Consider the following 15786-nt stretch of genomic DNA (forward strand, 5'->3'; position numbering starts at 1 on the left):
TCGGGTGCGGGCACCGACAAGGAGATCCGTGTACGCCCTCGCCGACGGACACCAGCTGTATCCGACCCCGGACGGCACTTGGCATTACCTGACACCGGACGAGAACGCAGTCACGATCGGCGCGCCGGCCGAAGACCTCGCGGAACTCGACAACTTTCTCAGGCGCTCTGGTTCGGTGCTCGGCCCGGGAGCTATCGAGATCGCCGACGCCCTCGTCTCTCGCGGCGTGCTGGCTGTTCCAGGTCAAGCGCCGGAGATTCCGCGCCCACAGCGTGTGCTGATGGACGGGATCGGGCCCGTTGCCGATGCTTGCATCGCCCTGCTCTCCAAGGCTCTTCCGCATCTCGAGGTCGTATCCACTACTGCGCCAATCGAACACGACGTTGCGTCGTCGGACCTCGTACTGTCGGTTGCCGGCGCTCCTCCTCACGACGAGTGGTCGGAACTCGATACCTGGTGCCGCCACAGCCGAACTCCGTGGCAACGCGTCCACGCGGAGCTGGGTGAGATCTGCATCGGTCCCTTCTTCGACGGCATCGACAGCGCAAGCTACCGGGACGTCTGCGGTCGACGGCTTGCTGCGTCGCGCGTCCCGGATCATCTGCAGGCACTGTGGAATCACCTCGCCGGCAGCGAACTTCGCCCGCTCGAACTTTCACCCACCGCAGCCGCAATGGCCAGTGCGCTTGCATGTTCGGACGTCGTGGCTGGTGTGCATGGCGCACCGCCATCACACCTTCACCACCAGATCCGGATGAATCCGCGAACCCTCATGATGACTCGCCATCCCGTGCTACCACTGCCCGGCGGCGTTCTCGAACCCGCGCCGACGCTCCGGTGATCTCACTCGGCGTGAAGATCCCGGCAGCAGACGGTTCTTCGTTGGCTACGGATGTGCTTCTCCCACCGGATTCTTCACCGCGGGGACTGATCGTGATCCGCACCCCGTACGGGCGTGGATGGCATCTGGCGGAGGGGATCGAATGGCGATCACGAGGAATTGCATTCATCTCGCAGGACGTACGCGGACGGCACGATTCCACCGGCTCTTGGGAACCGTACGTCCACGAGCGCGAGGACAGCGCCTCCCTGGCCGAGTGGCTGCAGGATCAGCCGTGGACACCGGAGTGCGTCATCGCGAGCGGGGCTTCGTATGCGGCCGGAACCGCCTGGGCATTTGCTGCCGAGACCAACAGCGCCGATCGGTCATTTCGTGTAGACGGCGTCGTCTCCAAGGTGCCGACCATCGGAAGCGACCGCGTCAAACGTGATCCCTCGGGGATACTTCTCCTCGCCGAGCATCTGGCGTGGTGGGGCGAGCACGGAGATTCGTCTTCCTCTCGTGAGGGTTTCATCCCTGCCCTGATGCGCTCGGATTCGTCATTGCTGGAACATCTCCCGGTGCAGTCGATGATCGAGAAAGTCGGTCTGACCTCCGATTCACCAGGTTGGAGGACGCCGATCAGCCGGGCTCGTGAACGCGAACCGTACGGCAGCGACGATCTCGTCTCCGCGGACGAACTGTCCGAGCTCGATGTCGCCGGACTGCACGTCGGCGGTTGGGACGATGCGATGATCCGGGAGACGCTTCGGCACTTTGCATCCGTGGGGCACGGGCCACAAAGTTTGATCGTGGGTCCCTGGGCACATGACCTCCGCCCTGGAATGGTCGGCGAGACAAGTTTCGGCCGCCTTCAGGTCGAGTGGATGGAATCGGTATTCGCTGCGCGGCCCCTGACCATCAATCGGGTATTCGACCGGGGTGTCGGCGAATGGTCGACCGAACCGTTTGTCACGGGTGCGAATCGCGTTCATCTCGAACCAGATCGGAAGGATGCGGCCTACAGCTTCCTGTATGACGCCTCACGGGACCGAAACAACTGTGTTGTCTTGACTTTCGATATCAAGCACGACTCCGTACTCTCCGGAACACCATCGGTGGAGCTGAAAGTGTATTCACCCGAGGGCGAAGCCGATTGGATCGCCGAACTGAGCGTCGTCGATCCCGCTGGAGTTACCAGATCGATCGCACGGGGCGCGGGTGTCAGCCTGCAGCCGACGATGGTGACCATCGATCTGGATCCCGTGTTGCACACTGTGCGCGCGGGTGATGTCTTGACGCTGCGGATCGCCGGCTCGGACTTCCCACGACTCGCACGCAATCTCGGAGACGGTGATCGCTATCGAGGAACACGCAGTACCGCACTGCACCAATCATTTTCCGGGTCGTTGACCCTGCCAATACTCGGAGGAACTGCCGGTGGATGACTTGCTGGTCGACGCCCGGAGCGGCGTGCTGACCTCACTGGAACCACACATTCGCTCGGACATGCCGACAGGCTGGGTCGGTTGGGCCGCGAGGGTGGCCGACACCAGAAACTTCGGCGGCAGCGGTTCACTGTTTCGCGCGGACCCTTACGGATTCGGGGCTTCGATACGCGACGATGCAGCAGCTCGCGGGGCGGCGACCGGTGAGGCCGTCGAAAGATATTGCGGCAACGTGGTCCCCGAGGATCTGGTCCGCAGCAGTGCATCAGCGCTGGAACTGGCCGGCTCACGGGTCGTCGATCCCGCTGAATTTGCGTTGTACAGCGAGGATCAGTACCGCCTTCCCGGATTCCCCTTTGTTCCCTTCACCTCTGATCTGAACATTCGCTGGGCATTGGGTCATACCATGGACGAAAAGGTGCCCACCTACGTGCCTGCGGCCCTGACTTATCTCGGGTACTACACAGGCACCCGTCGCTGCGAGCCACCGATCGCGTCGTTGCAGTACGCCGGAATCGCAGCGGGACGCTCACGCGACGAGGCCGAGATGTCAGCTCTGCTGGAACTTCTCGAACGCGATGCCACCGCGCTGTGGTGGTGCGGGGACCGGTCACAGCCGGCGATCGAGCTTTCCGACTGGGAGCGGTTGCCTGCGCACCGCCAACTCGGGGATCTGGAGAGCCAGACCCGGAGCGTTCGAGTGCTGCTGCTTCCCTCCCCCTTCGGCATTCCCGTCGCCGCAGTGTGGATCCGCGATGACCGACGTGGATTGGTCGCGCTGGGCACAGCTTGTCGACCGACGATGGAGGCGGCCGTCTCGAAGGCACTGGTCGAGGCGTACGCGGTACTTGCCATCACGATCGACCTCGCCGACCCCGACGGGCCGACCTGGCGCAGCGTGGCGGACGGAACGCTGCCGGCGCACCTGTACAAACCCTTTCGGGCCGACCGTCGTTACCGGGACGAGTTCGATCCGCAATGGAAAGATGTCGTCGATCTGCCGACCGTTGCCCAACTTTATCTCGATCCCGTGATGGCCCTGGCCGCAGAGGAACATCTCTTCGACTACACCGAAACACTCTCGGTATCAGAGATTCCCGACGAAGCGCCGTTGGATCTGGCTTCTCTCGTAGCGCTTCTGATGTCACGGGGACACCAGCCGATTTCCGTCGATCTCACCACCGGCGACATCTCGATTGCCGGGTTGCACGTCGTCCGCATCCTGACTCCGGGCCTGTACAACAACGCCCCGGCAGCCTTTCCCCTTCTTGGAGGTAGCAGATTGACCAGCGCATCGACCACCCATCTGCATCTGCCGGTCCCCCTCGCATGACATCTTCGCTCGTCGACCGCCGAACTGGGATCATTCGAGAGCTGGTCGACGCCGTTGTTCCCCAGCACTTTCCGCCCGAGTTCAAGCTGATTCACTCGTATGTCAGTGATTCAGCACGCTTTTCACCCTGGTCCAGTGACTCGGCCGGCGCCGGATATTGCTTCGATCTGGGTGACCGTGCGCGGCCTACCGCAGCTGCGATAGGCGAAGCGGTGGAACGATATTGCGGCAACATCGTCGCCAAACCGATCGTCCGCGGGTCGGCCGATGCCTTGATCGGAGCAAGCATCGACCTGTCACAACTCGCGCGTTTCGACGCCGCCCAGTGCGCGCGGCCACAGTTCCCGTTCGTCGAACCAACCGACGATCTGGAGATGGACTGGACTCGCGGAGCCGACCTGATCACGGGTTCGGATATCTGGGTACCGGCCGAACTCGTCTGGGGTTCGTATCCTCATTTCGTCGCCCGGACGGGTCCGGCGATCTCTCCGGTAGCTCAGGCGGGTCTCGCCGCCGGACCCTCGGTGAAGTTCGCAATCGACAATGCCTTGCGCGAGATAGTCGAACGAGACGCGATGACGCTGTCCTGGACCGGGCGGCGTGGTGTTCGGGTCGTCACCGGCATTCCCGAGGTGCTTCGGCGACTGGGGAATCACGGCACCCTCTCGACCAGGTGGTTGTCATTCGACAGCGATTTCGGGATCCCGGTGCTCGGCGCCCTCATCCACGACGGACTCACCGGATACTCGACCATCGGTACCGCCTGCCACGAAGACGCCCAGACCGCTGCGTTCAAGTCACTCGGCGAAGCGCTTCAGCTGCAGCTGCTTTCCGCCGACTACGACAACCCGCAGAGCGGCATCGGTCGAGCCGCGGCCTCCCCGACCAGTCCGCTTGCGCCTTGGCGAGCTGACCGAAGCTATGCAGGCGCCTACCGATCGGATTTTGCCGACGTGATGGACTACGGATGCCACTTGCAACTTCACCTGGACCCGGAGATCCAAGCACGATTCGAGAGTGAGCTGGTCGGTGCCGTCGTCGGCGAGGTGGGACTCGACTCTCTGACATCAGCCGCCGGCACCGAAAGCGCTCTGACGGCAGCCGGTTTCCGGCCGGCATGGGTCGATCTCACCACAACTGATGTTCTCCACGCCGGCCTGCACGTCGTCCGCGTCGTCGTACCCGGTTGTCTCACCAATGCGGCCGCCGGATTGCCGTTTCTCGGCTCGCCCCGACTAGTGGACAGTCTTGCCGGACGATCGGCTCGCACCATCCCATTGCCGCACTGACAGTTCGGGAACCGCCGCTTGCAACGACTCGGTGGTTTCCACCGCGTGGAACCACGTCGGCTTCGAGATCGCGGCATCCCGAATCACCTGCACGGCGCGCGCGGCGATAGCTGCCGTCGCGACCGACTGGCTACGCCCCGAAACCCACAGCGCCGGGCCGGTATCCGCTCGGGCCATCGCTACCCAACGATCCGAGCCCCACAGCTTCTTCGGCACGACCTTCTGTAGCGCGGGTGCCCACGTCATGGCCGCAAGTCCGAGCGTCGCGGTGGACGTGTCCAATCGCAGGTACGTCCTGACCGGAACACCGAGGTCTCGCGTCAACGCATGCTGGTCCGAAAAGTCGGCCCGCACAGCAGGACCGGTGCGGTAGCCGGTCACATCGGGCGGTATTCGAAACGTCTTCATCCCGGTGTAGTTGCGGACCGATCGTCCGTCGGGATCAGGAAACCTCGTGCCCAACATCCCGTACGTTCACGCCGTTGCGGCCGGCCCGTGTAGTTCTCCACCGCCGAGGCCGATCAGGATGTCCACGGGTCCGTCGCCGAGTCGATGCGCCTCGGTTGCAAGGACACTGGTCAATCCCGGCGCCAACCCGACGCCCATCAGAACGGGTCCGTCGACCGCTTCCAATTCTTCGCAGTAGCTCGAGGTCGCCGTGATGTCGACGAATGCCGCCCCACCGCGTACCGCTTCGTCTGCCAGGCCAACGTCCTCGAGACCCGACGCATTCACCACCACATCGAAGTCTCGAACCACAGTCGAATACGCGCCTGGTTCTTTAAGATCAACGACGACGTCCGCGCGGGCAGGATCACGGCCGGCGGAGTACGCGGAGATTTCGGGGACCTTCGCGAGTTGTTTCATCAGGGGAATCCCGACGGCACCGTAGCCACCGAGTACAAGAACCTTTGTCATTATTTCGCCTCCCGAGTCGCTAGAGTTCGACTCTAGAGTTAAACTCTAATCATGACTGAGGTTCTTCGGGAAGACACGTCGGCGCGGCGCAAGATCATCGAGGCAGCGCGTGAGGTTTTTGTCGATCCCGGCTACGCGGCCGCCACGATCAAGCAGCTTGCCGCGGCGGCGGGCGTGTCGGTGCAGAGTGTCTATTTCGTGTTCGGCAACAAGCCGAGCGTGCTGTCAGCACTACTCGACGTGGCCGTTGCGGGCGACGAGGAAAAGACGGCAACTCTCGACCGTCCGTGGGTGGCGGCAGCACTCGGCGCCCCACATCCACTCGGACAACTCCGGATTCAGGTTCACCACGGACGGCTCATTCTGGAACGCACCGCAGACATCCTGCTGGCACTGCGGGCCGCCGCTTCCGCCGACGAGGACGCCGCCCGTCTGTGGCAAATCAACCGCACTCAGAGACGCACGGTGCAGGAACATCTGATGGTCGGCATCGTCGAAAAAGCGCCAACCGTCGACCTCGAAACAGCCGTGAACGTCGCACTCACGCTGCTCAGTCCCGAGACCTATACAGACCTCGTGGTCGGCGCGGGTTGGACCGGCCAACAGTACGAAGAATGGGTGGTCAACACCCTTGCCGCCACCCTCGGCCTGGACCGAACCGTCAAATCCCGGAAGTAGCTGGGATTACTTGGTGGGCTTGTCGTCGATGTGCCGTGGGTTGTTCCACAGGCGCTCCGTCAGATCGTGGAGGACGGCCAGGGTGATCGTGTCGTCGTCCCGTCGGAGCAGCGACTGGCTGACCGTCGCGCGCACCAACGTGGAGTCGGAGTGCACGAACTCCTTGACCGAGCCCGGCTCGGAACTCAGTTCACGATGGGCCTGCTCTGCACTGACGTCGTCGGCATCCTTGTCGTAGAGGATGTCCTGCAAACGCAACGCCGAGACGGCCTTCTTGGGATATCCCAGCATGTCAGCGAAGGACGGATTGGCAAAAACGATGCTGCCGTCGCGGTGAACGGCCATGACCGGCACCGGAAGCCTGTCGAGGAGAATCAGGGCAGGCATCTGCTCCAGATCCGCAATCGGCGATTGTGGCGGCTGCGCAACGTTGCGGCGGCGTTCCATAACACGTCCTCTCAAGTTGCCCGAGTCGACAACAGTCTAACTGCCCAGCAAATCGCGGGTTGACTTCCCGCCCGGATGCAGTGACGAATGCCCGAATCGTGCCCGCCTGAGTCACGCCGCGAGCGCCTCCTGATCCTCCGCCAAGGAACCGTCAACAACACGATAGACAGTATCCATCCGAGACAGGTGACTTCGGTCGTGTGTCACGAGAAGGGTTGCCGCCTCGCGTTCCCGCACCACGCCGATGATCAGATCCATGACAGCGGCACCGCGCTCCTGATCGAGCGCACTCGTGGGCTCGTCGACCACGAGAAGCTGCGGATCGTTCATCAATGCTCGCGCGAGATTGACGCGCTGTCGCTGCCCGCCCGACAGCTGGGACGGCCGTTTTCCGCTCTGATCCGCGAGCCCGACAGCGTCCAGCAAATCCATCGCTTTTGATTTCACGGCCTTGCGACGGGCCCGTGACGTGAACACGGACTGCCCCAGATGCGCCATCACCTCGAGCTGCTCCAGTGCAGTCAGCGAAGACACGAGGTTCGACTGTTGGAAGACGATGCCGATCGACGAGCGTCGCAGCTCCGACGCCGCCCGCCGACTCAGCGCAGCGATGTCGGTGCTGCCTTCCGGCGTCCGGAGATAGACGTGCCCGGAATCCGGACGGATCAGCGTCGACGCCACCGCCAACAGGCTGGACTTGCCCGAACCCGAGGGCCCGGTGATCGCGGCGATCTCGCCGCGGTGCAGTCGCAGAGACACGTCGTCCAGCGCCGTCACCCGCGATTGCCCATCGGGAAACGTCAGATCGACGTTCTGGATGTCGAGAACTGTGGTGCCGGTTGTCATGGTCATCGTGCGCTCCCCAATGCTGTGAGTGGATCGGTGGTCGAGAGGAATCGAAGTGCAAAGGCCGCGCCGAGCAGACCGAGCCCGATCAATGCCACGGCAGGTACGACGGTGGTGGATGCGTCCAGGACAAACGGCATGGCGTCACCGATCAGCGATCCGGCCACGGCCGTCAGCCCGATTCCGACGGTGACACCGGCAATCAGAACGATGAGCGCCTGACCCAGTGCGTCGCGCACCAGCGAACCGGTAGTCGCACCGAGCGCTTTCAGCGTCGCGATGTCCGGAGTTCGCTGGATCGTCCACACCGTGAAGAACGCACCGATCACCAGGGCTGAGATCGCGAACAACATGAGCGTCATCAACGTCAACGACCCGTTCTCCGACTTGTACGAACCGATCGCGTCGAGCGAACCGCTGACCGTCGTCGACGTCGTCGCAGCCGCCTTGTCCGTTGCGGAAGCGTCGGAGGCTCCGGTGACAGCCAGTACTGTCGCAACTCCGCCGCGTGGATTGGCCGCCTGCCAGTCGTCGAGCGTCATCCAGACGACGGGCGAATGGCTGTACCAGTCGTCACCGCGAACGGCGCTGACGGTGAACTGCTGCGTACCGACACTCACCTGATCGCCGGCGCCCGCCCCCAGATCGCGGGCGGCACCTTCGCTCAACACCACCGTGCCTGACGCCGACGGCGTCACGTCACCGAAACCGCCATCAGCGCCGAACAGGGCCACCGACTTCTGATTTCCGTCGGCCAATCCCGCTTTCCCGCGACCGATTCCGATGGGATCGACGTCCTTCGACGTGGAGGTCCAAGCGTTGACCTGGTCCTGCGTGAGCGCCGACTCGTCGAACGACGCCCCGGCTCCGGTGTCGGCGAACACCACCGTGTCGGCATTCATGGCCTCGATGGCCGACACGTTCTGATGGCGAAGTCCTGCAGTCAACCCGCTGAGAAAACTGACCAGAAGTGCAACCAACAGAACCACGACGGAGATCAGCGCGAAACGACCTCGCGCTGCCCGTAAGTCCCTCATTGCGACAAACACTGTGAATTCCTTTCCTGTGCTTGCCTCTACGCTCTCGCGGATGCAGACTCTTTCCATCGCACCTCGGATCGACATTCCAGCGCTCGAAAGAACCATCCCGGTTTACAACTTTTGATGGATGAACCAGGCCCGAACCTCGCTAAGCTGGGCGAGATGCACCGATCTCCGCTCACGCCTGTCTTCGCCGGCCTACAATTGGGCCTGCATGTCCTTGTCATGGCGCTGGCCGGTGTGGTGTTTCTTCGAGCGCTGATCGACGAATCCGACCTGACCGCAACAATCATCGCGTTGGCCGTGATCTTTGTTGCCGTCTATCTTTTCGGGGTCGCCAAAAGGCTGCGCGGCAACGCTGCCCGCTGGTGGCTGGCCGTGCTGACCCTCGTCTGGATCGCGACGATGGCGGTATCCGCCGACGCCGCCTACCTCGCGTTCGGACTCTTCTTCCTCTATCTCCATATTCTGCGACGCCCCTGGAGTCTTCTCGCCGTCACCGCGGCAACGGCTGTCGCCGTGGTCGGCACCGGCCTGCATCGTGGATGGACGATTGCCGGCGCCGTCGGCCCGATCATCGGCGCTGCCGTAGCGGTTGCAATCGGCCTCGGATATCAAGCGCTGTACCGCGAGGCAGCCGAGCGCGGTCGTCTCATCGACGAGTTGATGAACACCCGTGAAGAATTGGCGTCGACGTCTCGCGATGCCGGAAAATTCGCGGAACGTGAAAGACTCGCCGCCGAGATTCACGACACCGTGGCCCAGGGACTTTCGAGCATCCAGATGCTCCTTCACGCTGCCGAACGCGCCGATCCGGACAGCCCGGCCATCCGTCAGATCAGCCTCGCACGGGAAACTGCCGCGGACAGTCTTGCCGAAACCCGCCAACTCATAGCCGAATTGACGCCCGCGGCCTTGGACGGTCAGTCGCTCGCCGACGCGCTTCGTCGAATCTGCGAACGCACGAGCAGTCCTGAACTGGAAGCGCGCTCCGTGGTCGAAGGCGAGGCAGTGCGGCTGCCGATGCCCCTCGAAGCAACATTGGTACGCATCGCTCAGGGCGCGGTGTCCAATGTTCTCCGCCATGCGGATGCAACCAGAATGGCTGTGACACTGACCTATTCCGATGACACCGTCAGCCTCGACGTGGTCGACAACGGTCGCGGTTTCGACGTGGCAGTTCTCGAACGTGGCCCGGCGGAATCTTTCGGCCTCAATGCAATTCGCCGACGCGTCGAACTGCAGGGCGGGACTTTCTCCATCGAGTCCGAGCCGGGACACACGGCCGTCGCAGTGACGTTTCCTCTCGAAGTCGGCGAACCGTGATCCGCCTGCTGCTCGCCGACGATCACGCGATCGTGCGCGCCGGGTTACGAGCGCTGCTCGAAAGCGAAGCCGACGTCGAGGTAGTCGGCGAAGCGGGCACCGCCGAGGAAGCCATAGCCTTCTGCGCCACCACGCCGGTCGACCTCGTGCTCATGGACCTGCGATTCGGCCCCGGGAAGACGGGCGTCGACGCCACCCGCGCGGTGTGCGCGCTGCCGAATCCGCCGCACGTACTCGTCGTGACCAACTACGACACGGATGCAGATATCTTGAGCGCTGTCGAGGCCGGGGCCAGCGGGTACCTACTCAAGGACACACCACCGGTCGAGTTGCTGTCAGCCGTCCGCGCCGCTGCGAGCGGGGACAGCGTTCTCTCCCCCGCCATCGCGTCGAAGCTCATGACTCGGGTACGCAAACCCGAAACCAGCCTCAGTCCAAGGGAAATCGAAGTTCTGAAGTTGGTGGCGGCGGGTCGCTCCAACCGAGAGATCGGCAAAGAACTGTTCCTGAGTGAGACCACGGTCAAGTCGCACCTGGTTCACATCTTCGGCAAGTTGGGAGTGAAGTCGCGGACGTCGGCGGTAGCTCGTGCGCGGGAGCTGGGTTCGATCTGACATTTGCCCGAATTGTCGAAAGTAGCTGGACAGCAGCAATTTTCGCTCACAATTCTATTGTGTTCGAAACTTTGTTCGATTAGACTTTGAGTATGGACAGTCGGGATGCGTGGCAGCTGGATGGCGAGGGCCTCAAGAGTGAGGTTCTCGATCTGGTGCGTGTCCGGCACGAGTTGCAGTCGCGGTTGGTGTTGCTGATCGTGGAGATGTTTTCCCGGGACGTTCTCGGCGGGAAGGGTTTTCGGGCGATCGCGCAGTGGTTGCATGGTTCGACGAATCTGGAGATCGATGAGTGCAGTCTGCTGGTCGGGTTGGCGCGGTTGTTGATGCTCGAACCTGTTGTCGCGGATGCGTTTCATCGTGGTGACGTGGATGCGTTGAAGGCGCGGCAGGTGGCGTCGTTTTGTCAGCATCCGCCGAAGAACATGACCCTGGCGGATGTGGACAAGGCTCGCGGGATCCTGCTTGGCCTGGCGTCGCAGAATATTGCTGATTGTGATGCGGTGCGGGCGGCGATCCGGCGGATCGAGAAGCAGTACGGCAAGCGTGAGGACGGCGTTCCGGTGGGTGAGGATTCGGAGCGTAACGAGTTCTACGCCTCGAAAGGCTTGTACGGGCGGGTGACCGTGAAGGGTGATTTGGATGCGGTGAACGGGGCGCGTCTGATCACGTTGTTGTCGAGCCTGTCTGCGCCGATACCGGAGAAGGACGGCGTGAAGGACACCCGTACTCCGGCGCTGCGGCGGGCGGACGGGTTCTGCGAACTACTGCGGCGGTACGAGCGGGCGGGGTTGGGTCCGATCGAGGGCGGGGTGAAACCGCACATCACGGTGACTGCGTCGGCGAAAGACATGACCAACCTCAAAGCCTTGAAGGATATGTTGCCGTCGACTCAGGAAGTGGGTTTCGCGTGGACGGATTGGGTGGGCCCGATCAGTATCGACACTGCGCGGATGTTGGCCTGCGATTGCACGGTCACGCGGATTTTGTTGGATGAGAATGGTGTTCCGCTCGACTGCGGTAAGGAAGTGCGAACGGCGACGGTGCCGCAGCGGCGGGCGTTGGCGGTTCGGGATGGCGGGTGTGCGTTTCCGGGGTGCGGGACGCCGTCGGGGTGGTGCGATGCCCATCATATTGTTCACTGGAACGATGGTGGCCCAACAGATCTCGACAATCTGATCTTGTTGTGCGGTCATCATCATCGGACGATGCACCACACGGAGTGGCGGGTGGAGATCGGGCCGGATCGGAAATCGGTGTTCTATCCGCCGATGTCGGTGGATCCGTATCAGCAGCCGATCGGCGGGAACAGCCCACCGACAGCGGCGTGAACCGACATAACTGAAAAGGCCAGCGTGTGCACCGGGGAAGAATCATGCCCCGGGGCATACGCTGGCGTTTTCAGCTGCGCTCGATGTCCGTCTTGCGACAGCATCTGTCTCCACTTCGACACGCAGGACCAATAGGGTCGAGGCATGTCTTTCTGCGAACCCGCCCGCGTTGTCACCGTCACGTCCCTGACCCCGCACATGCGGCGAATCAGCATCGAGGCAGAAGGCGACTGGCACTGGCCGACCGGCGGACAAGGCGACGAGCGCATCGACATCGCGTTCCCGAAACCCGGTGAAACAGAAGCAGATTACGACTACTTCAACAATCCCGACTACGGCAAGGCCGATCTCGGAACCGAGCCACCGTGGCGGCACTACACCGTGCGCAAGGTGCACGACGGCGGCCGACGTCTGGACATCGACTTCGTCGTGCACCCTGGCGGTATTGCAGCGGATTGGGCCCTGCGGGCCGAACCAGGTCACCTACTAGGCGTCTTCTGGTCGGACAGTTCGCGGTCCCACTACCAAGCACCGGCGGGTCCTCGCTGGCAGCTGCTGGTCGCAGACGCCACGGGTCTCCCCGGACTGGGCAGGATTGTCGAAGAACTTCGAAAGGGCGATGTCGCACAGGCGATCATCGAGGTCGAAACCGAAGAGGATCGACAGGAATTTGTCACTCGCGGCGACGTCACGTACACGTGGCTCGTGGGGAGTGGCCTCGGAAAGGCGCCGAGCGCGCTGTTCGAAGCTGTGGAGAAGGTCGAGTTTCCCGAATCCGAAACGGCCGACGTCTACGCGTGGGTGGCGTGCGAAAGCGCAACCAGCCGTCGTATTCGTAAGCATCTGAGGGAAGTTCGAGGAATTGCTCGCGACAAGCACAATGTTGTCGGGTACTGGCGAGAGGGCGCCGACGGCCACGTTTCCGGCATGAACAGCGAGGAAGTCACCGTCGGCGCCTGAGCGCCGTGATCACTCTGCCGGCAGCGTGTCGGTAGATTCTGTGTGAGCCTGCTGCGCGTCAGCCGACTTTTCCGCCAGCATCTCGAACAGTGCTCGGCGTGCCTCGGCGAGAATTGCCTCGGCCTTGGCTACCTGCTCAGCGGTCCCACCTGCGGCTACCGCGACAGCGGCACCTCGGAGTAGGCCCATCGCGGGACGGAGCGCTGCGCCGGCTTCACCGAAACCCGGCCGACCGTGTCCGCGCTGGTCAGGTCGACCGAATCCGCGCTGGTCGGGCCGACCGCGTCGGCCTTCGGGGCGTCCTTCTGCTCGGTCTTCGAAGCGACCCTCGGGGCGCTCGCCCTCGAATCCTCGACGGAAGCCGTGTCCACGATGCGGGCCTCGGCGGCCATGCTCGCGACGTTCTTGCATTTCTGGGTTGTTGTGTGGGGCGTACATGTTGTCCTCCTGGACTGTCTGTGTTTGTCTGACGTATCGACGATATATCGACAATAGATCGAACGCAAGGGTTCGTAGAATAATTCCCGCACCCTCGTCCGGATACGCTGAAGCCGTGAACACGGATCTACAAGCCCAGGCCGCGGACGTCCTACGCCGCCTCGCACTCGACGAATCCCTGAAAGAACGCACCATGGCGGACGCCGCGACGGCAGCACTCGCACGGAAAGTCGCCGCTCGCTACATCGGCGGCGAAACCATCGACGACGCTTTCGACCGACTCCCCTCGATCTTCGCGCGAGGACACAAGGCGAGCATCGAATACACCGGAGAAAGCGTCCGGGATCCCGAACTCGCGAACGCCGAAACCGATGTGTTCGTGGAATTGGCGGAACGGATCGGAACGTCGGGCGTCGACAGCACCGTGTCGTTCGACCTCTCGCACATCGGCTTGGTCATCGATCCGGAGCAGTGCTTTCGCAATGTCGTGCGCCTGGCCGAGACCACGGAACGCGCCGGTGCCGAGCTGATCATCTCTGCCGAAGCGTCCGACCGCACCGACCTGGTCCTCGACATGCACGCGCGACTGGCCGAGCGCTTCACTCATGTGGGGATCACCGTTCAGGCCCGACTGCACCGCACGGCAAAGGATCTCGCCGCTCTGCTGGACCGACCCGGCCGCATCCGTCTCGTGAAGGGCGCCTTCCTCGAAGCCGAGTCCGTCGCCTACCCACGCGGTAGTGCCGAACTGCGCAGCGCGTATCTCGACTACGCAGCCCGAATCGTCGACTCGGGTCACCAGGTCTCCATCGCGACACATGACCGCGACATCCTCGAAGCACTACGTGCCGAACATGATTCGAAGCTCAGAGGCGAGCACGTCGAGTTCGAGATGCTGCTCGGCCTCGGCACCGAGCAACTGGACGCACTCCGAGGAGCGGGCTTCACCACACGCGAATACGTCATCTTCGGAACACAGTGGTGGCTGTACGTACTCAATCGCATCGCCGAAGAACCGGAGCGTGTCTACACCGCGCTCATCGACGCTGCGCTCATCAGCACTGCAAACTAGATCTCCAACAACAGAAGTGGGACCGCACTCGAATCGAGTGCAGCCCCACTTGTGTCAGTTTCTAGCTCTCCAGAAACGCCTTGATGCGCGCCAGGGTGGTTTCCATTCCGGTCTGCATCAGCTGATCTCGACCCCGACCGAGTAGGCCGCTACCCGACATCATGCGCACGTAAAGCGCAGGCGTCGCATAGATCTCACGAGTCTCGGTAAGCACAGTGCCCGTTCCCGAAGGCTCGAGCACAAAGGTCCACCGCGCTTTCGGCTCGTCCGATTCGAAGGAGAACCTCCGGCAGTCGACCACGTCGACCACCGTGCAGTGCGTGCTCCACCGAATCAGACCATGCTTGTTGGTGCCCTTGAACTTTGCACCCACAGTGCCCGGAGTTCCGGAAGTCCATGTTCCACCGGTATTTTCAGGACTGAAGCGACCCATACCTTCGATGTCGCTGACAACCTTCCACACCGATACCGGCGTTGCCTCGATGTACGCGCTGGCGGTTTCCACCCGTTACCGGCCCGGAACCCAGGACATGATCTTGATGGCGTGAGGCATGAGCTTTGCCCACACCTTGGCCGGAAGTCCGCGCGGTCCACCGAGATTCATGACGCGAGTGGTGGCAACGGTCTGCGGTTCGGTGTACTTGATCAGACCCTCCGCGCCGTGACGACGACCGACGCCCGAGACACCCATACCGCCCATCGGTGCTGCGGTGCTGCCCCAGGTCGGTGCGTAACCCTCGTCGACGTTGACGGTGCCGGCGTGGATGCGCGCTGCGATGGCTTCACCGGCAGCCTTGCTTCCAGCCCACACACTGGCGTTGAGGCCGTACTCGGTGTCGTTGGCCGCAGCGATGGCCTCTTCGACGTCCTTGACGGGGTAGATCGAGACGAGCGGCCCGAAGGTCTCGTCGCGGTAGCACTCGGCGTCTTCGGGAACCCCGGTGAGCAGGGTGGGCTCGTAGAACAGCGGTCCGATGTCCGGCCGAGCCTTGCCACCGGCAATGACGGTGGCGCCCTTGACCACTGCGTCGTCGACATGAGCGGAGATTGCCTTGACCTGCGCCTCGGAGACGAGGCTGCCCATCTCGATTCCGAATTCGTATCCGGCGGCGAGGTTCATCTTCTTGACGCGGTCACCGAACATACGGATGAACTCGGGTGCGATGGACTCTTCGACGTAGATGCGCTCGATGGAGATGCACAGCTGACCGGAGTTGGAGAAGCAC

18 protein-coding genes are annotated in these 15786 nt (G+C 62.8%); 10 read left to right on the top strand and 8 right to left on the bottom strand.

What is annotated here, in order from left to right; translation table 11 throughout:
- The first annotated feature begins 28 nt into the window (after positions 1-28).
- The 4 genes from ASU23_RS13555 to ASU23_RS13570 are packed head-to-tail and all read left to right on the top strand — an operon-like array spanning position 29 to position 4890.
- Positions 29-841 (top strand): hypothetical protein, encoded by an 813-nt coding sequence (locus tag ASU23_RS13555; RefSeq protein ID WP_058038096.1) that lies wholly within the window; start codon positions 29-31, stop codon positions 839-841.
- On the top strand, positions 838-2268 hold the full coding sequence (locus tag ASU23_RS13560) for a CocE/NonD family hydrolase (protein WP_058038097.1): 1431 nt from the start codon (positions 838-840) through the stop codon (positions 2266-2268). Before ASU23_RS13555 ends, ASU23_RS13560 begins: the two co-directional genes overlap by 4 nt.
- The gene (locus tag ASU23_RS13565) at positions 2261-3601 is read left to right on the top strand and encodes a YcaO-like family protein (protein WP_058038098.1); all 1341 of its coding nucleotides are present in this window, start codon (positions 2261-2263) and stop codon (positions 3599-3601) included. The genes ASU23_RS13560 and ASU23_RS13565 overlap by 8 nt, the downstream gene beginning before the upstream one ends.
- Positions 3598-4890: a YcaO-like family protein gene (locus tag ASU23_RS13570; protein WP_058038099.1), complete on the top strand. Its 1293-nt coding sequence runs from the start codon at positions 3598-3600 to the stop codon at positions 4888-4890. Before ASU23_RS13565 ends, ASU23_RS13570 begins: the two co-directional genes overlap by 4 nt.
- On the opposite strand, the gene ASU23_RS34885 is transcribed toward ASU23_RS13570, so the two are convergent.
- Together ASU23_RS34885 and ASU23_RS34890 are read right to left on the bottom strand one after the other, a co-directional pair.
- The gene (locus tag ASU23_RS34885) at positions 4837-5298 is read right to left on the bottom strand and encodes a hypothetical protein (protein WP_253741338.1); all 462 of its coding nucleotides are present in this window, start codon (positions 5296-5298) and stop codon (positions 4837-4839) included. The two genes, ASU23_RS13570 and ASU23_RS34885, sit on opposite strands and share 54 nt — an antisense overlap.
- A 66-nt stretch (positions 5299-5364) precedes the next feature.
- Positions 5365-5808 (bottom strand): hypothetical protein, encoded by a 444-nt coding sequence (locus ASU23_RS34890; protein WP_253741340.1) that lies wholly within the window; start codon positions 5806-5808, stop codon positions 5365-5367.
- 51 nt (positions 5809-5859) lie between these two features.
- Between ASU23_RS34890 and ASU23_RS13580 the strand changes: the two genes are divergently transcribed.
- Positions 5860-6486: a TetR/AcrR family transcriptional regulator gene (locus ASU23_RS13580; protein WP_003943606.1), complete on the top strand. Its 627-nt coding sequence runs from the start codon at positions 5860-5862 to the stop codon at positions 6484-6486.
- Between the two features lie 6 nt (positions 6487-6492).
- On the opposite strand, the gene ASU23_RS13585 is transcribed toward ASU23_RS13580, so the two are convergent.
- The 3 genes from ASU23_RS13585 to ASU23_RS13595 all read right to left on the bottom strand — a co-directional run bounded on the left by ASU23_RS13585 (position 6493) and on the right by ASU23_RS13595 (position 8828).
- Positions 6493-6933, bottom strand: coding sequence for a PAS domain S-box protein (locus ASU23_RS13585; RefSeq protein WP_003943598.1), 441 nt, complete (start codon positions 6931-6933; stop codon positions 6493-6495).
- Positions 6934-7044: 111 nt separating this feature from the next.
- On the bottom strand, positions 7045-7785 hold the full coding sequence (locus ASU23_RS13590) for an ABC transporter ATP-binding protein (RefSeq protein WP_003943539.1): 741 nt from the start codon (positions 7783-7785) through the stop codon (positions 7045-7047).
- A complete protein-coding gene (locus tag ASU23_RS13595) occupies positions 7782-8828 on the bottom strand; it encodes an ABC transporter permease (RefSeq protein ID WP_039973533.1) in 1047 nt (348 codons plus the stop codon). The genes ASU23_RS13590 and ASU23_RS13595 overlap by 4 nt, the downstream gene beginning before the upstream one ends.
- A gap of 114 nt (positions 8829-8942) precedes the next feature.
- Between ASU23_RS13595 and ASU23_RS13600 the strand changes: the two genes are divergently transcribed.
- The 4 genes from ASU23_RS13600 to ASU23_RS13615 all read left to right on the top strand — a co-directional run bounded on the left by ASU23_RS13600 (position 8943) and on the right by ASU23_RS13615 (position 13050).
- Positions 8943-10145: a sensor histidine kinase gene (locus ASU23_RS13600; protein ID WP_058038100.1), complete on the top strand. Its 1203-nt coding sequence runs from the start codon at positions 8943-8945 to the stop codon at positions 10143-10145.
- On the top strand, positions 10142-10759 hold the full coding sequence (locus ASU23_RS13605) for a response regulator transcription factor (protein ID WP_058038101.1): 618 nt from the start codon (positions 10142-10144) through the stop codon (positions 10757-10759). Before ASU23_RS13600 ends, ASU23_RS13605 begins: the two co-directional genes overlap by 4 nt.
- A gap of 92 nt (positions 10760-10851) precedes the next feature.
- Positions 10852-12090, top strand: coding sequence for an HNH endonuclease signature motif containing protein (locus tag ASU23_RS13610; RefSeq protein WP_058038102.1), 1239 nt, complete (start codon positions 10852-10854; stop codon positions 12088-12090).
- Between the two features lie 144 nt (positions 12091-12234).
- Positions 12235-13050 (top strand): siderophore-interacting protein, encoded by an 816-nt coding sequence (locus ASU23_RS13615; protein ID WP_058038103.1) that lies wholly within the window; start codon positions 12235-12237, stop codon positions 13048-13050.
- A gap of 9 nt (positions 13051-13059) precedes the next feature.
- Here the strand turns inward: ASU23_RS13615 and ASU23_RS34895 are convergent, their stop codons facing one another.
- Positions 13060-13488 (bottom strand): hypothetical protein, encoded by a 429-nt coding sequence (locus tag ASU23_RS34895; RefSeq protein ID WP_241064889.1) that lies wholly within the window; start codon positions 13486-13488, stop codon positions 13060-13062.
- Between the two features lie 115 nt (positions 13489-13603).
- Between ASU23_RS34895 and ASU23_RS13630 the strand changes: the two genes are divergently transcribed.
- Positions 13604-14560, top strand: a complete 957-nt coding sequence (locus tag ASU23_RS13630; RefSeq protein WP_054827482.1) for a proline dehydrogenase family protein — start codon at positions 13604-13606, stop codon at positions 14558-14560.
- A 61-nt stretch (positions 14561-14621) separates the two neighbouring features.
- Here the strand turns inward: ASU23_RS13630 and ASU23_RS13635 are convergent, their stop codons facing one another.
- Together ASU23_RS13635 and ASU23_RS13640 are read right to left on the bottom strand one after the other, a co-directional pair.
- Positions 14622-15065, bottom strand: coding sequence for an SRPBCC family protein (locus ASU23_RS13635; RefSeq protein WP_003943564.1), 444 nt, complete (start codon positions 15063-15065; stop codon positions 14622-14624).
- A 3-nt stretch (positions 15066-15068) separates the two neighbouring features.
- On the bottom strand, positions 15069-15786 hold a 718-nt coding region (locus ASU23_RS13640; RefSeq protein ID WP_156423160.1), incomplete at its 5' end, for an aldehyde dehydrogenase family protein.

The organism is Rhodococcus sp. KB6 (genome assembly GCF_001445685.1).
Taxonomy (GTDB): domain Bacteria; phylum Actinomycetota; class Actinomycetes; order Mycobacteriales; family Mycobacteriaceae; genus Rhodococcus_F; species Rhodococcus_F qingshengii.